At 56.0% G+C, this 15,922-nt stretch carries 13 protein-coding genes; 8 read left to right on the top strand and 5 right to left on the bottom strand.

What is annotated here, in order from left to right:
• Positions 1-1,251 (top strand): pyrroloquinoline quinone biosynthesis protein PqqE, encoded by a 1,251-nt coding sequence (gene pqqE / locus L1X57_RS07395; protein ID WP_234668050.1) that lies wholly within the window; start codon positions 1-3, stop codon positions 1,249-1,251.
• A 56-nt stretch (positions 1,252-1,307) separates the two neighbouring features.
• Here the strand turns inward: pqqE and L1X57_RS07390 are convergent, their stop codons facing one another.
• The 3 genes from L1X57_RS07390 to L1X57_RS07380 form a co-directional block, all read right to left on the bottom strand.
• Positions 1,308-1,904 carry a rhodanese-like domain-containing protein gene (locus tag L1X57_RS07390; RefSeq protein WP_009722995.1) on the bottom strand — a complete coding sequence of 199 codons (597 nt, stop codon included), beginning with the start codon at positions 1,902-1,904 and terminating at the stop codon, positions 1,308-1,310.
• 7 nt (positions 1,905-1,911) lie between these two features.
• Positions 1,912-2,598 (bottom strand): pentapeptide repeat-containing protein, encoded by a 687-nt coding sequence (locus L1X57_RS07385; protein WP_009722996.1) that lies wholly within the window; start codon positions 2,596-2,598, stop codon positions 1,912-1,914.
• Between the two features lie 72 nt (positions 2,599-2,670).
• Complete coding sequence (locus L1X57_RS07380) at positions 2,671-4,455, bottom strand: methanol/ethanol family PQQ-dependent dehydrogenase (protein ID WP_232318779.1); 1,785 nt, start codon at positions 4,453-4,455, stop codon at positions 2,671-2,673.
• 378 nt (positions 4,456-4,833) lie between these two features.
• On the opposite strand from L1X57_RS07380, the gene pedF reads away from it, so the two are divergent.
• From pedF to L1X57_RS07345, 7 genes are read left to right on the top strand one after another with little or no spacing between them, the layout of a single operon-like run.
• On the top strand, positions 4,834-5,325 hold the full coding sequence (pedF, locus tag L1X57_RS07375; protein ID WP_009722999.1) for a cytochrome c-550 PedF: 492 nt from the start codon (positions 4,834-4,836) through the stop codon (positions 5,323-5,325).
• Between the two features lie 20 nt (positions 5,326-5,345).
• Complete coding sequence (locus tag L1X57_RS07370; RefSeq protein WP_009723000.1) at positions 5,346-6,185, top strand: quinoprotein dehydrogenase-associated SoxYZ-like carrier; 840 nt, start codon at positions 5,346-5,348, stop codon at positions 6,183-6,185.
• A complete protein-coding gene (locus L1X57_RS07365; protein ID WP_009723001.1) occupies positions 6,182-7,126 on the top strand; it encodes a quinoprotein relay system zinc metallohydrolase 1 in 945 nt (314 codons plus the stop codon). Before L1X57_RS07370 ends, L1X57_RS07365 begins: the two co-directional genes overlap by 4 nt.
• An 11-nt stretch (positions 7,127-7,137) precedes the next feature.
• A complete protein-coding gene (locus L1X57_RS07360) occupies positions 7,138-8,958 on the top strand; it encodes an alpha/beta hydrolase family protein (protein WP_009723002.1) in 1,821 nt (606 codons plus the stop codon).
• A 59-nt stretch (positions 8,959-9,017) separates the two neighbouring features.
• Positions 9,018-10,181, top strand: a complete 1,164-nt coding sequence (gene ercA / locus L1X57_RS07355) for an alcohol dehydrogenase-like regulatory protein ErcA (protein ID WP_009723003.1) — start codon at positions 9,018-9,020, stop codon at positions 10,179-10,181.
• A 33-nt stretch (positions 10,182-10,214) separates the two neighbouring features.
• On the top strand, positions 10,215-11,876 hold the full coding sequence (locus L1X57_RS07350) for a PAS domain-containing hybrid sensor histidine kinase/response regulator (RefSeq protein ID WP_234667996.1): 1,662 nt from the start codon (positions 10,215-10,217) through the stop codon (positions 11,874-11,876).
• A 49-nt stretch (positions 11,877-11,925) separates the two neighbouring features.
• Positions 11,926-14,067 carry an insulinase family protein gene (locus L1X57_RS07345; RefSeq protein WP_234667994.1) on the top strand — a complete coding sequence of 714 codons (2,142 nt, stop codon included), beginning with the start codon at positions 11,926-11,928 and terminating at the stop codon, positions 14,065-14,067.
• A gap of 23 nt (positions 14,068-14,090) precedes the next feature.
• On the opposite strand, the gene L1X57_RS07340 is transcribed toward L1X57_RS07345, so the two are convergent.
• Both L1X57_RS07340 and L1X57_RS07335 read right to left on the bottom strand, forming a co-directional pair.
• Entirely contained in the window at positions 14,091-14,762 is a 672-nt protein-coding gene (locus tag L1X57_RS07340) for a response regulator (RefSeq protein WP_009723006.1), read from the bottom strand.
• 117 nt (positions 14,763-14,879) lie between these two features.
• Entirely contained in the window at positions 14,880-15,812 is a 933-nt protein-coding gene (locus L1X57_RS07335; protein ID WP_009723007.1) for a LysR family transcriptional regulator, read from the bottom strand.
• Positions 15,813-15,922 lie beyond the last annotated feature (110 nt).

The following is a 15,922-nucleotide window of genomic DNA, read 5'->3' as shown; positions in this document are numbered from 1 at the left end:
ATGGTTAATCAAAACACGGGTAACCCAGCCGCTGAAGCGACCTCACCGCCCTTATGGCTGCTGGCGGAACTCACCTACCGCTGCCCGCTGCAGTGCGCTTACTGCTCTAACCCGCTGGCATTTACCCGCTACCAAAACGAGCTGGATACCGACGCGTGGTTTAGCGTGCTGCGCCAGGCCCGAGCCATGGGCGCGGCTCAGTTGGGGTTTTCCGGCGGCGAGCCGCTGATTCGCCAAGACCTTGAAGCGCTGGTAAGCGAAGCACGCCAGCTAGGCTTTTATACCAACCTGCTGACCTCCGGGGTGGGTCTCACGGCCCAGCGGGTAGACTCCTTGGCAGAGGCAGGTCTTGATCATATCCAGATTAGCCTGCAAGCCGCCGACCCCGAACTGGCCCAGGCACTGGCGGGTTCTGCCAAGGCCCACGCTAACAAGTTGGCCATGGCTAAGGCCGTTAAAGCAGCCGGCTATCCTATGGTTTTGAACGTGGTCTTGCACCGGCACAATATCGATCAAATTGGCGATCTGATTGCCCTCTGCGATGAACTAGGTGCGGATGCGGTTGAGCTGGCCAACTGCCAGTATTACGGCTGGGCGTTTTTGAACCGACAGGCGTTAATGCCTACCCGTGAACAGCTGGTACGTGCCGAAGCAGAAACCAATCGCTGGCGTGAAACACTCGCTGCACGTGGCCGCGATATGTCATTACTATTTGTGGTGCCAGACTACTTTGAGCAAGCGCCTAAAGCGTGCATGGGTGGTTGGGGCAGTATCTTTATGACCGTTGCCCCAGACGGCGCCGTGTTGCCCTGCCACAGCGCCAGGGAGTTACCAATGGCGTTTCCGAACGTCAAAGAGACGTCGCTGCAAGACATTTGGTACCAAAGCGATGCTTTCAACCGTTTTCGCGGCACCCAGTGGATGCCTACGCTTTGCCAGCAGTGCGACGATCGCGATAAAGACCATGGCGGCTGCCGTTGCCAAGCCTATTTATTAACCGGCGATATGAACGCTACTGACCCCGTATGCCAGCACTCTCCCCAACATGGGTTGTTAGAGAGTTTAATCGCAGAAAACAGCCAAAACACGCCCGATCAAGCGACTCTTATCCCCCGCAATGCCCGCCAGTCAAAGCAGTTGCAAACAAAGCAGTTACAGAATCAGGTTGAAAGTCAGACTGACCGTCAAAGTCAAAATAGTTCAGCGGCGCCTTCGCCCCGCCAACCACCCGAGCTGATTTATCGGCAATAAATCTATTTATCCGTAACAAACCTGGTTAACAGTTCTGGTTAACAGTTGCAGACCTATTAAGGCTCGCAGGTAGCTCGCTCAGCATGAGCGGGCAACTGCGGGCAAACGGCTGCTAACGAATGACCGCTCGCTTGCCAGCCATCCACCCCACCGGGGTACCAATATAGCTCTTCATAGCCCATTGCCTCGGCACGCCGAGCAGCGTTCCAGGAAAGCCAGCAGTCAGCCCGGCAGAAGAATACTAGCGGCGCCGCCTCTGCATACTCACGAAACACATCAAGTGCATCGGTGAAATAGTCGATCCACTCATCTTCCAATGCAGGTGCGCCAACGTTGGGCAGCCAAACGCTGTTAGGAATGGTTAGATGAGGGCTATCTTGCAAAAACAGGCCGTCGCTCCAGGGCAGCGCATTAACATCCACTAATATCACTGGCGGTGCTTCTACAAGGGCTTGAAAGGCATGATCATCTAACGTGGTCACCCCTGGTAGCGGTGCAGTAACCGGTGCTTTAAAAGGCGGCAAGCGGTAGCCTTCTTGGTTAAATGCCGCTGAGGGCGCTTCAGCGAGTGCCGCTCCGCTGAATACACCAGATGCCCAAGCCAAACAGAGGATATAGCGGCGCACAGAGTGCGCCGAAGATTGTGCCAACATAGTGACATTACTCCCAATCAAACGGGCAGGCGGTACAGCCCTCCATTTGGGCCATTTGGAAGTTTCCATAGTGGATGCGAGCACCCGTCATATCCGCATCATTGAGGCGCGCGATGTTCATTTTGGCTTCTTGCAGATTAGCATCGCGCAGGTCCGCTCCGATCAGGTTGACCTTATTCATCCAGGCCATTTCCAGATTACTGCCCATCAGCGTCGTTCCCTGCATGCTGGCGCCAGAAAGCCGGGCAAACTCCAGGTTAGCGCCAGTCAAATCAGCATGGTCAAACGTCGCGCCCTGGGCATAGATACTCCAGCTATCCAACCCAATCAAACTGGCATGGGAAAGATCGGCACCACGTAAATGAGTGCTAGGCATACGCGCGCGATTGAGGTTGGCATGTCGCAACGATGCGCCTTCAAAATCCACGCTGCGTAGGTTGCTGTGGCGGAAATCAGCGCCCTCTAGATTGCTGCCCGCAAAGTTAGCGCCTTGTAAGTCAAGATTGGAAAAGTCGCCACCGGATAAATCCATATTGGCGCATTGAGTACCTGGCACCAGCTCACAGCCGTTATGCACAGGCGGTTGATACTCTTCAACATAATCGTCGGCAACGACGCTGCCTATCGCGCTCAGACAGAGAAAAATCGCCGTCGTTTGGCGGCTTAATACAGGTAGAGCATTACGCGTTATCATTATTGTTCTCTCCATTACCGTTAATGTTATTCAAAAAAGGGCGGCAAAGGCCGCCCAAGAGGGGTCAATAACTTAACGGTTAGCCAGATCTTGAACGAAAGATGGCAGCTTGAAGACCCAGAACGAGCCGCCCTGAGCAATCGGCCGCGTCAGTTCAGCCATATCACCGCCCCAGAGAGGAACCGCGCCGCCATAACCGGCAGTAACACCAATGTACTGTTCACCATCCATTTCCCAAGTTACCGGTGGTGAAATGATGCCGGTGCCTACCTGGAACTTCCAAAGCTCTTCACCGGTTTCAGCGTGGAAGGCTTTGAAGTAGCCATCACCCGTACCGGTAAATACCAGATCACCGTGGGTCGCTAACACGCCTGCCCATAGCGGCATGGGTTCTTTATGCTCCCAAGCGTACTCACCAGTGACTGGATCAACAGCGCGTAGAATACCGACGTGGTCGTCGTACATACGCTTAATGCGGAAGCCCATACCTAGGTAGGCCGCGCCTTCCACGTACTCGACTTCCTCGGTCCAGTAATCTTCTTTCCAGTGGTTACCCGGCACGTAGAACAGCCCCGTATCTTCACTGTAAGCCATGGGGTTCCAGTTTTTACCGCCTAGGAACGGTGGTGAAACCTCAACCGATTCGGAGCGGGTTTGCCCTTCTTCCAAGCGCGGAGGACGCTGGCCTTCAGCCTCAACCGGGCGACCGGTTTCTAGATCAATGTGGGTGGCCCAAGTGATGTTATCGACAAAGGGGAAGGCGTTGATGAGCTCGCCGTTGGTCCGATCAGTGACATAGAAGAAGCCATTACGGTCAGCGTGGGCACCTGCATTCACCGTTTGGCCATTCTCATCTTCGTACTCAAACAATACGATCTCGTTATTGCCCGAGAAGTCCCAGGTGTCGTTGGGCGTGTGCTGATAGAACCACTTCACTTCACCGGTCGAAGGGTCGATACCCAACTGACCCGAAGTATAGAGGCTGTCGTAGTCCGACGGATCGCCGTCTTCTGAAGTGCGTGCCCAACCGTTCCAGGGGGCCGGGTTACCCGCGCCAATGATGATGGTATTGGTGTCAGGGTCGAAACTGGCGCTCTGCCATGGCGCGCCACCACCTTGGCTCCAGGCTTGTACTTTGCCGGTTTCGCTATCGGGGTCATCGGGCCAGGAAGGCGCGTTGGCATCACCTGTCGGAGTGCTCTCTTCACCGTTCAAACGTCCCATGTGGCCTTCAACAAAGGGCCGCATCCAAATCTCTTCGCCGGTTTCCGGATCGCGGGCATACAGCTTACCCACAATGCCGAACTCATCCCCCGAAGAGCCATGAATCAGCAACACGCGACCTGTTTCGCTATCTTCTACAATCGTTGGCGCACCGGTCATGGTGTAGCCCGCGCGGTGGTCACCAAAGCGTTCGCGCCACACCACGTCACCGGTATCTTTATTCAGCGCCACGATGCCAGCATCCAACGTACCGAAGAATACTTTATCACCATAGATGGCCGCACCGCGGTTCACCACGTCACAGCAGGGGCGGATATCGCTGGGCAGGCGATGGTTGTAAGACCACAGCCGCTGGCCAGTGCGCGCATCAATAGCAAAAATACGTGAGTAGGAGCCGGTAACATAAATGACGCCTTCATGGATCAGCGCCTGAGATTCTTGGCCACGCTGCATTTCATCGCCAAACGAGTGGGACCACGCAGGGGTCAGCATTTCGACGTTATCTGCGTTAATTTGATTAAGCGGGCTATAGCGCTGTGCTTTCACGCCCATGCCGTACATCAACACCGTTTCAGTGTTGTTATGGTCATTGAGAATATCGTCCCAGGTCACCTCGCTGGCGTGGGCTGTCATCGCAACACCCCCAACGCCTAGGGCAGAGGCGTAAGCAACGGCGGCGGTGAGTGTACGCAGGCGAAAGGGCCACGAAATTTTGCGGGCTGACGTGTTGTTATTGATAGCGTATGTCATGGGTTTTCCATCCGAGTAATGATCACAATGCAATGGCTGCAAAGCGGCCAAGCTGCTGCTTGCGTGGTGCCAGCAAGACTAAGTCCAGCTTAGAAGCTCGGATAACAAACCAATCTACCCCTCCAGTCGCGTTCTCATCCTGATTTAGCACTACTTCCAAAGGAGGAGCCTAGCGATGCCTAAGGTGCTATAGGTTCCAAAGGCCTGCCTGCCTAAGCTCACTCAAGTGACGATACATTGATCCCCTGAGGAGCATTTCCCATGACCATTACAAAAACCGTACTGACAAAAACAAGCTCAGCAAAACTGCCCTTACGCCTCAGCAGCCAAGTGGGTGCTATCGCCCTTGCCGCTTTGCTGGCTTCGCCGCTGGCCTGGTCTCACGGCAGCGTGACCCCTCAAGCCGTTGACATTAAAGACCTCGAACGCTTAGGCGACGAATGGCGGGAAGAGAACCCCTACCGGGATCATCCCCAGCAAGAACTCGCCATTGATATTGGTGCTCGCGCTTACAACAGCAACTGTGCCGCTTGCCACGGACTAGAAGCGAAATCCGGCGGCATCGCCCCGGACCTGCGCGAGTTGGAGAACGGCGCATGGGGCGATGAGTGGTTCAAAGAGCTGGTCACCAATGGCGCCGAGCGCAACGGCCGTGTACTAATGCCGCGCATGTCCGATTACGTTAGCCAAGAAGGGCTGTGGGCCATTCGCACGTGGTTGGAAACGGTCAGTATGGAAACGACTGGACAATAATTCCAACGCTGGGAGGCACCATGGCAACCCTAACCCCTTTCATCACGTTACAACGGCTCGCCGCGGCGATCGCCGCATCCTTTACCCCCGCACTCGTCGTGCTTTTCTGGCTACTGCTCGCGCTGCCGACCACCGCGTTGGCCACAGCGAGCACGGCTGAGCAGGATCCGCTTAACTCCTTTATGTGGCCTGTGTACCGCGAACGCTTTCTGGGCGACGCCCCCGTGGTGTTTGATGAGCGCGTCATCGTTAGCGCGCCAGGATTCGCCGAAGACTCAGGACAAGTACCCATTGAGCTAGACGCCAGCGCCTTAGAAACCAGCGGCGAGCCAATCACCGACATGATTGCTTGGGTGGATCTCAACCCGATTCCCCGCTTGTTTCGCTATTCCCCGATGAGCCATGGCTTAGCCAAGCTATCGTTAAACATTCGCTTGGAACAAGCCTCCGCGGTGCGCGTAGCGGTGAAACAGGGGGATACTTGGCATGTGGGCGGCACCTATATTGAAGCGGAAGGCGGCGGTTGCACCACACCCGGTATTGCCAGTGCTGACACCGACTGGGAAAACACCTTCGGTGAGCTGCAGGGACGGCTGTTTGCCAATAAAGACGAACAGCGGCTGCGGGTGCGCCTTTCTCACCCCATGGACAGCGGCTTAATCCCCAGCCAGCCAGCCTTTTATGTGCAGTCGTTTGAACTGTTGGATCAGCAGGGCGAGCAAGTGGCCGCCCTGGATATCGACGCATCGGTGAGCGCCAACCCCACCCTGGGGCTGCATATGCGCCCCTCTCCAGGCGGTTATGTGATTGGCGCGCGGGATAACAACGGCAACCGCTTTTCTATCGGCCTGCAGCCATGAAGGCGTGTTTTCTAGCCGCCTTCAGTACCTTGCTGATCACGCCGCTGGCGGCCAGCGAAGCGGTGATGTTCTGCGAACGCCCGCTCACCGCCCAGTCGGTCGCGGAAAACACCTGGATGGTGGAAGGCTTAAGAGAAGAACTCTCCACCAACAACTGCGGCCATATTGGCAACCAAGCGTTTATAACGACGCCCAGTGGTGTCATCCTTATCGACAGCGGCAGCAGTCCACACTTTGGCGAAGCCCTCAAAACACTAATTGCCCAGCACACCTCTCACCCCGTACGCTGGGTCTTGAATACCCATCACCACCCCGACCACTTTTTTGGTAATGCCGCCTTTGACGAGGCACAACACCTCACCTTAGCCAGCACTCGTGCGTTGATGGCCCGCGACCAGGACGCATTGATCGATAACGTAGAGCGACTAACCGGGCGCAGCTTGGAGCGCTTGCCTATTGCCCTACCCAACGTGATCGAGGCCGGCGAGATAACCCTTGGAAACTACCCGCTCACGCTTTTCGCCATGAGCGGCCATAGCGGTGGAGACCTAGTGATTATGGATCATGCCACCGACGTGCTGTTTTTGGGCGACATGGGGTTCTACCAACGTGCTGCTGCCACTGCTCACAGCCCAAGCCTGCAACAGTGGCGGGAAGAACTGAACGATCTACGCACACTCAACGCCAGCGTCGCGGTACCCGGCCATGGGCCCAGTGCGCCGCCCGAAATGATCATTGGCCAAACCACGCATTACCTTGAATGGCTAGACCAACACCTAAGTGACGTGGCTAGCGAAGGGCTTGGTGCAAACCATGCCTTGGCCGTTGAAATTCCCGACTCGTTTAGCACCATGGCACTCACCAAATACGAGTTCACCCGCAGCGTAATGCAGCTTTACCCACGCTACGAAGCACGGCTGCTGTGGGGCACTCCACACTAAGGAGCACGCCCATGCTACTTACCCTGGCAGATGCTACCGAACCTACTGACACCTTGGCCGAGTTACACAGTGATGCCCAAGCTATTTACTGGCTGGCTCGCTGCCCGCAAACGGGCGGCATGCAACTTTGGCAGTGGCCCGCCGACGGCAACGAGCCGCCGCGCTGTGCAGTAGAAGATGCGGTGGGTAGCCGCGTGAATCAGTACGGCGGCGGCAGCTACACGCCCCTACTAGGGGGCGTCGTATGGGTGCGCCAGTACGATCAAGCCATCATGCAGCTCGACCGCCACGGTGCAAGCTACTGCTGGCAACAGCGCCCGCAAACAGCCTACGGTGGGCTGTGCGCCGACCCTAAGCGCCAGCGGGTGATTGCGGTAGAAGAGGATTCTCAAGGTCAACGGCTGGTCGCCATTACTGACACCAGCAGAACTTACAAGAACAGGCAAGTGCTGGTTGAAGGCGCTGACTTCTACGGCGCAGCGGTATTAAGCGATGACGGCAACTATTTAGCCTGGGTGAGCTGGTCACTGCCTTATATGCCCTGGCAGCGTAGTCAGTTGAACCTCGCAAACATCGCAGCCGACGGTACGCTTCAATCCTTTGAAAGCTGGGACTTCGGCGCGGCGATTAGCCAGCCACAGTTTGACCCTCACAACGCGCTAATTTGCATGAGCGATCACACTGGCTGGTGGCAACCCTGGCAGGTTAACTTAGCCACCCCCGTTTGCCTGAGCAGCACCCCGGTAGATCACATCACCACACCGTGGCAGTTGGGTGAGCGCCAGCACGTATGGCGAGATAAACGGCAGGTTTACTGCCAACTGCACCAGGGGGCAGCTCATCTGTATCGCCGTTGCGGCGAGCAGGTGGAAGCACTGCTAACAGACCCTGGCCGCGTGGCAAGCACTACGCTGGCAGATCACGGTGATTACGCCATAGTGCAAAGCGCTACCTGCGGCGCACAGCTTATTCGTTTCAACGAAAATGGCTCACGCAGATGCTTAGTGGGTAACGTCGTGGGTAACGTAACGCAAAACCTAGTGACTGAAAATTCCGCCACTGCACAATGGCTGGAAACCCCCGTTGGCAACAAAGGCGAAACGGTACACGGTTTTTTCTACTCAGCCTTAGCCAACCGCGCTGCACCGCTGATTGTGCGCGTTCATGGTGGTCCTACCGCCGCCGCCTACCCTATTTATGACCCGCTAGTAGCCTACTGGCAGCAACAGGGCTTTCACGTTTTAGATATCAACCCACGGGGCAGTGGCAATTTTGGCCGCCGCTATCGAGAATGTTTAGCCGGCCAGTGGGGGATAAGCGATACTGAGGATGTCATCGCACTGGTTAACGCCGCCTGCACACACTTTGCGATCGATACAGCGCGCTGCTTTATTCGTGGCCAAAGCGCTGGCGGGTTTACCGCCCTCAATGCCTTGGCGGCCACGCCGCTATTTGCAGCGGCCACCAGCCTGTACGGGGTAACCGATGCGTTGACGCTGTCGGCAAAAACACACCGCTTTGAATCCGGTTACCTGGGCTGGCTAATCGGAGACGAAACCCAGCTCGCCCAACGCAGCCCCACCTACCACGTCACCCGTTGCCAGCGCCCATTAAGGGCACTGTTTATCCAGGGTGGCAAAGACGCCGTCGTGGTGCCAGAGCAAACTCATGCCATGGCGCGGCATATCGAACTCCACGGTGGTGAGGCACAAACACTGTTGTTTGATAACGAATACCACGGTATTCGACACCCCAAAGCTCGCCACACCATGCTGGACCGAGAGCTAGCCTTTTATCACTCTAGCCACATAACGACAGCACCAAGGTCGTAGCGCAACAATCCCTTAAGGTGCTTAAGATAATGGTTAACAACTATAAACGAGACCGCCCCATGACTTCGCCGCTCACACAACTTCGTAAGTTTGTCGCTCCTGAAATTATTTTTGGCGACGGAGCGCGCCACGCGGCAGGCAACTACGTCACTACGTTCGGGGCAGAAAAAGTGCTCCTGGTCTCCGACCCTGGCGTGCTTCTGGCGGGTTGGGTAGCCGATATTGAAGCCAAGCTACTGGAAGCCAACATTGCCGTTGTGCGCTTTACCGCCGTATCACCTAATCCACGTGTCGATGAGATTATGGCCGGTGCCGAGCTCTACCGAGAAACCGGCTGCAAGGCGATCGTGGCCGTGGGCGGCGGCAGCCCCATGGACTGTGCCAAAGGGATTGGCATCATCACCGCCCACGGCGGACACATTCTTGATTTCGAAGGTGTGGATACGATTCGCGTGCCCATTCCGCCGCTAATTTTCATTCCCTCAACAGCGGGAACGTCGGCAGACATTTCTCAGTTTGCGATTATTTCCGACCAGCAGCGGCGCATGAAATTTTCGATTATCAGCAAGGCGGTGGTTCCTGACGTATCGCTGATCGACCCAGAAGTCACTATGACCATGTCACCCTATCTAACCGCATGTACAGGGGTCGACGCGCTGGTGCATGCCATCGAAGCGTTTGTTTCAACTGGCAGTGGCCCGCTTACCGATGCCCACGCCCTTGAAGCCATGCGCTTAATTAGCAGCCATCTCGAAGCACTGGTGGCGAACCCCACCGACGGCGAGCTACGTGCCCAAGTAATGCTGGGCAGCATGCAAGCGGGGCTGGCGTTTTCAAACGCGATTTTAGGCGCGGTACATGCGATGTCGCATAGTTTGGGCGGCTTCTTGGATTTACCCCACGGCTTATGCAACGCCATGCTGCTAGAACACGTGGTGGCCTATAACTACGAAGCCGCCCCCGACCGTTTTAAGCGGGTTGCCGACGCCGTGGGTATCGACTGTCGGGGGCTGTCACAGCAACAGGTCAAAAAAGCACTGTTTCAGTACTTAGTTGATTTAAAGCACGCAGTTGGCCTGGGAGGAACCCTCGGCGTAATGGGCGTCTCACGCAGCGACGTGCCGTTTCTCACCAACCATGCGCTTGGTGACCCTTGCATTCTGACCAACCCACGCCGTTCCAGCTCACGAGACGTAGCGGTGGTGTACGAAGAGGCGCTATGAAAAAAGCCAGCGACCCCTCGGGCTTTTCGGTCAGTGACCTGCTCGGGCTTGGCCAGCAGTCAGCGCGTAAAAGCTACTATCGCGAGCTTTCAGTACTGCTTAGAAGAGCTTGAGGTTGAGCGCAACCGTTATAAATGGCTGTTCGAGAACGCGCTACACGGTATTTTTCAGGCATCGCTGTCCGGCAAACTGCGCGCTGCCAATCCGGCGCTTGCCGCCATGCTCGATGATAGTAGCGTGGTGCATACGCTCGAACGCTGTGCGCGCTTTGACGCGCTGTTTGTTAACGCATCTACTGGTCAACAGCTGCGCGACCTGCTGCTCGCGCAAGGGCACGTAACGGGCCAAACCACCTGGCTGCAAGGCGCCTCCGGGCATCAGGTACCCGTGGCAATTACATTAATACGTAAGCCCGCCGAGCTTGCTGGAGACGAAGACCTGATCGAAGGCTTTGTGGCAGATATTACCGAACGTGAGCGCGCCCGCCAGCATTTAGAAACACTCAATGCCCACCTGGAGGCACGGGTAGCAGACCGAACCCAGGCGCTTGAACGGCTCAACGAGGAGCTTAGAAGCGCCCGCGATGCCGCTGAGTTTGCTAACCAAAGCAAAGACCGCTACCTAGCTGCCGCTAGCCATGACCTGCTGCAACCCATGAACGCTGCACGCTTATTGGTAGCCTCGCTACAGGAGCGGTTGACTAACAGCGATAATTTGGCTCTGATTGAGAGTGTACAAAACTCACTGGAAGGTGCCGAAGCAATTCTTTCCGATCTGTTGGACATTTCACGACTGGATCACGGCCAGGTACAGCCACAACTACGCCACTTTAAACTCGACGATATCCTCAGCAATCTGGCTGATGAATTTACCCCTGTGGCCCAGCGCAAGGGGCTAACACTGCGCTACGTGCCTTCTCATCAAGCAGTGACAAGCGACCCTTATCTACTCAGCCGCATTGTGCGCAACTTTCTTGCTAACGCCTGCCGCTATACCCATCGGGGCGGCATCTGCCTGGGTGTCCGCCGTCATGGCGACGACAGCCTGGCCGTTCAGGTTGTCGATAGCGGTATTGGTATTCCCGAAAGTGACTACCGGCTTATTTTTCGCGAGTTTCACCAACTTAATGCTACCCGTGCGCGGGACCGCCAGGGCGTTGGCCTAGGGCTTGCGATTGTGGAACGGATTAGCCAGCGCCTTGAGCATCCGCTCTCTGTGCGCTCAGCACCCGGCCAAGGCTCCTGCTTTGCTGTTACGGTGCCCCGTGCCAGCGGAATTTCCTTTAGCCAAGCCCCCGCTCCCAGCGCGCCGCTCTCCGCTGACGATGAGTTTGAAGGTCTTCGCGTGCTGATCCTGGATAATGAGCCAACAATTTTGCAAGGCATGGCGCTGCTGTTAACTGAATGGAAAATCAGTTGCGATACTGCCCTGGATGTCGATACCGCTAAAGCCTGCCAGGAAGCACCGGATATGCTGCTCGTCGACCTTCACTTAGATGACCATATGACTGGCTTGGAAGCTATTCGCCAACTTCGCCAGCACTGGCACGACCCGCATCTGCCAGCCGCTATTCTCAGCGCCGACCGCTCTGACCACTGGCAGAGACGGTTGCGTCATGCTGGCGTGCCGCAGTTAAACAAACCCGTTCGCCCCGGCAAACTGCGCGCGCTGCTGCGTAGCCTGCTTAATGGCTAGCCTGAGTTTCCAACAAACCTGTATCTCCTTGCCTAACGGGGCGCAGGGAGTGCTGGCCTACGCGCCCCACTTAACCCGCGCTCACGTCAGCATTGCCATTGTGGCGGGCTATTTGGATGAGCCGCGCGCCCTGCCAGGGCTGGCTCATTTATTAGAACACGTGCTCACTACCGCGCCGCTGGAAGCGTCCTCTAACATCAGCCTGCTTACTTGGTTTTCCCAACACCAAGGAAGCCTGAACGCCCATACCGATGACTACATCACCGATGTACATTTCTCGATATCAGCAAACAAACTAGAAGTAGCGGCGCTCACCGTTGCCAGCCAGCTCGCCACGCCTGCGTTTTCGCCATCAGTCATTGGCGCTGAAGTCGCTGCTATTGACGCCGAGTGGCAGGCCCGCCAGCACAGTTCGGCGATGCAACGATTGTCGGCCATCTCCACGCTCAGCGATTCACAGCATATTGGTGCGGGCTGCCGTCACGGTAACGCGCAAACCCTAGGTAGCGACATGACGCTATTATTTGAAGCGCTCACCGCGTTTCATCGCGCCTATTACCATGGCGGCCGCGTTAGTATCGCCATTATCAGCCCGTGGGCAGCGAAAGCGATGAACCGCCTGATTAAACGCATGGCAGCGCTGTTTAGCCCACCAATACCTTGCGCTCCTTCGCTTTCCATTGCGCCTCGTTGGAGCCGTCAGTTCAGCACGAAGGTAGCTAGTACGGGCAATACCGTTGAGCTACTGTGGCCGCTGTCCTCGGCCATTGCTCGTCACCAACTTACCGCTCTTGGCGACACTGCTGATCGGTTAAATCAAGGCCTCCTAGTGGAGCAGTTGCCTGATTCGATTACCGACTACCGCGCAACGTTGGCCCCTAGCGGGGCGACAGACGCTTTTAGCTTGACGCTAAGCGGCACTGCGACCCAGGACCAGGTGAAAGCCCTTGCGGCTGCCCTAAGTGAGCGCTTAGCCGCCCTGCTCGGCACAGCAACTAACGCTCATGGCAACCGTTGGCAGCCACCCGTTGATACGATGCAGTTAGCCCCGGCTTGGTTTGCACACGCCCGCCGCCAAGCGCTTACTCGTCGCTTTGCTACGCTGTCCTCTGAACATCAGCCAGTCACAAGCACGTTTGCGGCTAGTCATGCCCGTTGCCTACTGGGTAATACGCCTCCACCGCCCTCACCACACGCTTTTGATAGACAACCACCGGCTTACCCCGCCGTGCAGCATTGGTGCGGTCAGTACGGTGTTAGCGATGATTTCGCGGTACTTGCCACTACCGCCTGGGCGGCCTGTTTTGTGCCCGGCGCAGTGGTTGTACCCAGCCCGCTCACCGCTAAGCGGCTCGCTCGCCAGGCTATTGTCTTCAAGCAGGAGAACTCACCCCACGGCAGTTGGGTGATAGCGATGGGTAGTCAAGCCAACCACGCTATGGTGGCGCTGTTGGAAGACGCCGTGTTAGCTGCCTCTAAGGCTCAAGAAGGGATGCTGGCTCAGCAATTGATACAGCGCTTAACACCATTGCCTGCCGCGCCTGTGGTATGGGTTTCCCATAGCACAGGCGCCGCTGCCGTTTGCAACGCGCTAGCGAACTTGGCGAGCCGCGTAGCAATACGCGCTGAGCAGCCCTCCGCCAACCTATCGACCAGCACCGCCATCATGCGGACACTGAGCCTACCGGGAACTCCCAGCCAGCGATTACTATTGGCACTTGCGGAGCAGCATCACAGCGGGGCTTTTTTTCAGCAGGCACGCTATGACCATCACTTGGGCTATGTGGCAGCGGTTCGCAGTGGCGACGGCGCACCTTGCTCACTTGGCTATGTCGTGCAAACTAGCAATGTGGGGGAAATCAGCAAAGACGCGGGCTCGGCAGGGGGGAAGCCGTTAGAGGAAAAACGGATAGCGGAAAAGTTACAATCGATCACCGATGCCCTCTGGAAAACGTCGGATAGCGTTCTGCAGGCGCAACTGCCAACGCTAACACCGCCTGAAACGCCACTCGCGGCGCTGGTTCTCCAGTGGCAAAGCCTCTTAACAGGTACCAATCAGCCACTGCATCGCCTTGGACAACAACGCATCGATTCACAGGCACTTACCAATTTACTCACTCAGATAAACACCTTGGGCCATTGGCAAACCCACTGGCTGGATAGCGCTGGCCATTATGAAGTCAATCGCTGAGACAAACCGACAGCTGCGGCAAGTCAACGATTGAGGAACTGGGAGAAATCGATATCGTTGGCGGATAAAATCGCCTGTACTCGGCTGGTCACCCCCAGCTTGCGCAAGATCGCTGACACGTGGGCTTTCACCGTGGTTTCTGCAATATTAAGGTGATAGGCAATCATCTTGTTAGATTCACCGCGCGTCATATGCTCCAACACTTGTAGCTGCTTGCGGGTCAGCAGGCGCAGCTGTTCCGCGGTAAATCCCTGATCCTGGTGGCGACGCTTGCGGATACTGTCCGGCGCGCGCATCGCATCGGCAGGTAGAAAGATATTGCCTTCCAGCACTTGGGCAATGGCGTGGCGCATCTGATCACGAGGCAGTGACTTGGTGATAAACCCCGCCGCACCGCAGGAGACTGCCTGCAGAATAATCTGCTTATCCTCTTCCGCAGACACAATCACCACGGGAATCGTAGGCTGCTCGTTACGCAGCTGCAAAAGCCCTGTTAACCCATTCATGCCAGGCATATTTAAATCTAGCAATATCAAATCAAGATCTGGATCTTGCTGGGCATGGGCGAGGGCCGCATCAAAGTCTTCTACCTCGATAACCTCAGCATCTGCGTAAGCTTCACGGATCACTCGCGCCATGGCATCGCGCACCAGGGGATGATCGTCGGCAATCAGGAGTTTATACGTTGCTGTCATTATTATGGTTGCCTGTGGTTTAGCTAAATTCCGCTTACTGTATCTTTTCTGACACTCTACTAAGTCATCCGCCTTTATTGAAGCAACTTCCAACCAACAAGCAGGGATCAGCTACCTCTAAGGGATTTTTTGCTTAAAGGTGCTGGCGAATTCCTGCAGCGATTGAGTCAACCAAATGAGGGCAGGTTCATTGGCATACAGCCCGTGTTGAATCAGCGTCATGTTGAGTGCAGGCAGTTCTTTAGGTGGCGCGACGATACGCACCGGCAGCATCGTGATAAATCGCTCGGCCATTTGGCGTGGCAACGTCATGATCGCATCAGTGAGCGCCACGACCCGCGCTGCCGCAATATAATTTAAGTTCTTTGAAATCACTCGGCGGTTGAGCCCGTGCCGTACTAAACAACTATCGATGTTACTGGGTCTTAAACCGCTGATATCAGTCAGTGCCACATGGGCCTCACGGGCAAACTGCTGAATATCCAGTGCATCGCCTACGCGGCCATTACCAGTCGCGGCCAAACAAACCAACTCCTCATCCATCCAAGGGTGCTGTATGACACCGCTGGGCAGCGTGCTTTGGCTATCCAGCCCTACCACCATATCCACTTGTCGCTGTTCCAGTCCTTCACTGAGTACGCTGGGGGTGATCAGCTCAATGGTAAAGCTGATATCCGGCGCGTACGTCAGTAATTGGCTCAGAAACGCTGGATACATCACCTCTTCAAAATAATCCGTGGTGGCCAAGGTAAAATGCCGCGCGCTAGTGGATGGGGAAAAGCTGGCCGGCGGGGTAAGGCCTTCCTGCAACATTGTCAGCGCCTGCTGCACGACTGGCAGCAACGCCAGCGCACGGGGCGTTGGCTGCAGACCATTGTTGGTACGTATTAATAATGGATCTTCCAGCGCATCCCGCAACCGTTTTAACGCATGGCTAAGTGCTGGCTGGCTTAGATGCAGCGTTTCTGCTGCGCGAGTGACATGGCGCTCACGCATTAGCGCCTCAAATACTAGCAGCAGGTTTAGGTCGAAATGGCGTAGCGAGCGCATAGGCCCCTCATCATTCATATTACGAATGATTAAATTCTAAACATTCATTTAATTTATCACCAGAAATTGCTTATTGTCTGCCGCTCATTCGCCCACCAGCGATTACCCAG

The organism is Halomonas sp. TD01 (assembly GCF_923868895.1).
Taxonomy (GTDB): Bacteria; Pseudomonadota; Gammaproteobacteria; order Pseudomonadales; family Halomonadaceae; genus Vreelandella.
Note: the sequence above shows the minus strand (reverse complement) of the source record. Positions and strands in the feature narration are given on the sequence as shown.

What these genes read in the sequence shown, in the direction of transcription:
- L1X57_RS07335 (WP_009723007.1), bottom strand. Translation starts at nt 15,812, where the DNA reads ATGCGCTCGCTACGCCATTTCGACCTAAACCTGCTGCTAGTATTTGAG.
- pqqE (WP_234668050.1), top strand. Translation starts at nt 1, where the DNA reads ATGGTTAATCAAAACACGGGTAACCCAGCCGCTGAAGCGACCTCACCG.
- pedF (WP_009722999.1), top strand. Translation starts at nt 4,834, where the DNA reads ATGACCATTACAAAAACCGTACTGACAAAAACAAGCTCAGCAAAACTG.
- L1X57_RS07380 (WP_232318779.1), bottom strand. Translation starts at nt 4,455, where the DNA reads ATGACAGCCCACGCCAGCGAGGTGACCTGGGACGATATTCTCAATGAC.
- L1X57_RS07360 (WP_009723002.1), top strand. Translation starts at nt 7,138, where the DNA reads ATGCTACTTACCCTGGCAGATGCTACCGAACCTACTGACACCTTGGCC.
- L1X57_RS07365 (WP_009723001.1), top strand. Translation starts at nt 6,182, where the DNA reads ATGAAGGCGTGTTTTCTAGCCGCCTTCAGTACCTTGCTGATCACGCCG.
- L1X57_RS07340 (WP_009723006.1), bottom strand. Translation starts at nt 14,762, where the DNA reads ATGACAGCAACGTATAAACTCCTGATTGCCGACGATCATCCCCTGGTG.
- L1X57_RS07370 (WP_009723000.1), top strand. Translation starts at nt 5,346, where the DNA reads ATGGCAACCCTAACCCCTTTCATCACGTTACAACGGCTCGCCGCGGCG.
- L1X57_RS07390 (WP_009722995.1), bottom strand. Translation starts at nt 1,904, where the DNA reads ATGTTGGCACAATCTTCGGCGCACTCTGTGCGCCGCTATATCCTCTGT.
- ercA (WP_009723003.1), top strand. Translation starts at nt 9,018, where the DNA reads ATGACTTCGCCGCTCACACAACTTCGTAAGTTTGTCGCTCCTGAAATT.
- L1X57_RS07385 (WP_009722996.1), bottom strand. Translation starts at nt 2,598, where the DNA reads ATGATAACGCGTAATGCTCTACCTGTATTAAGCCGCCAAACGACGGCG.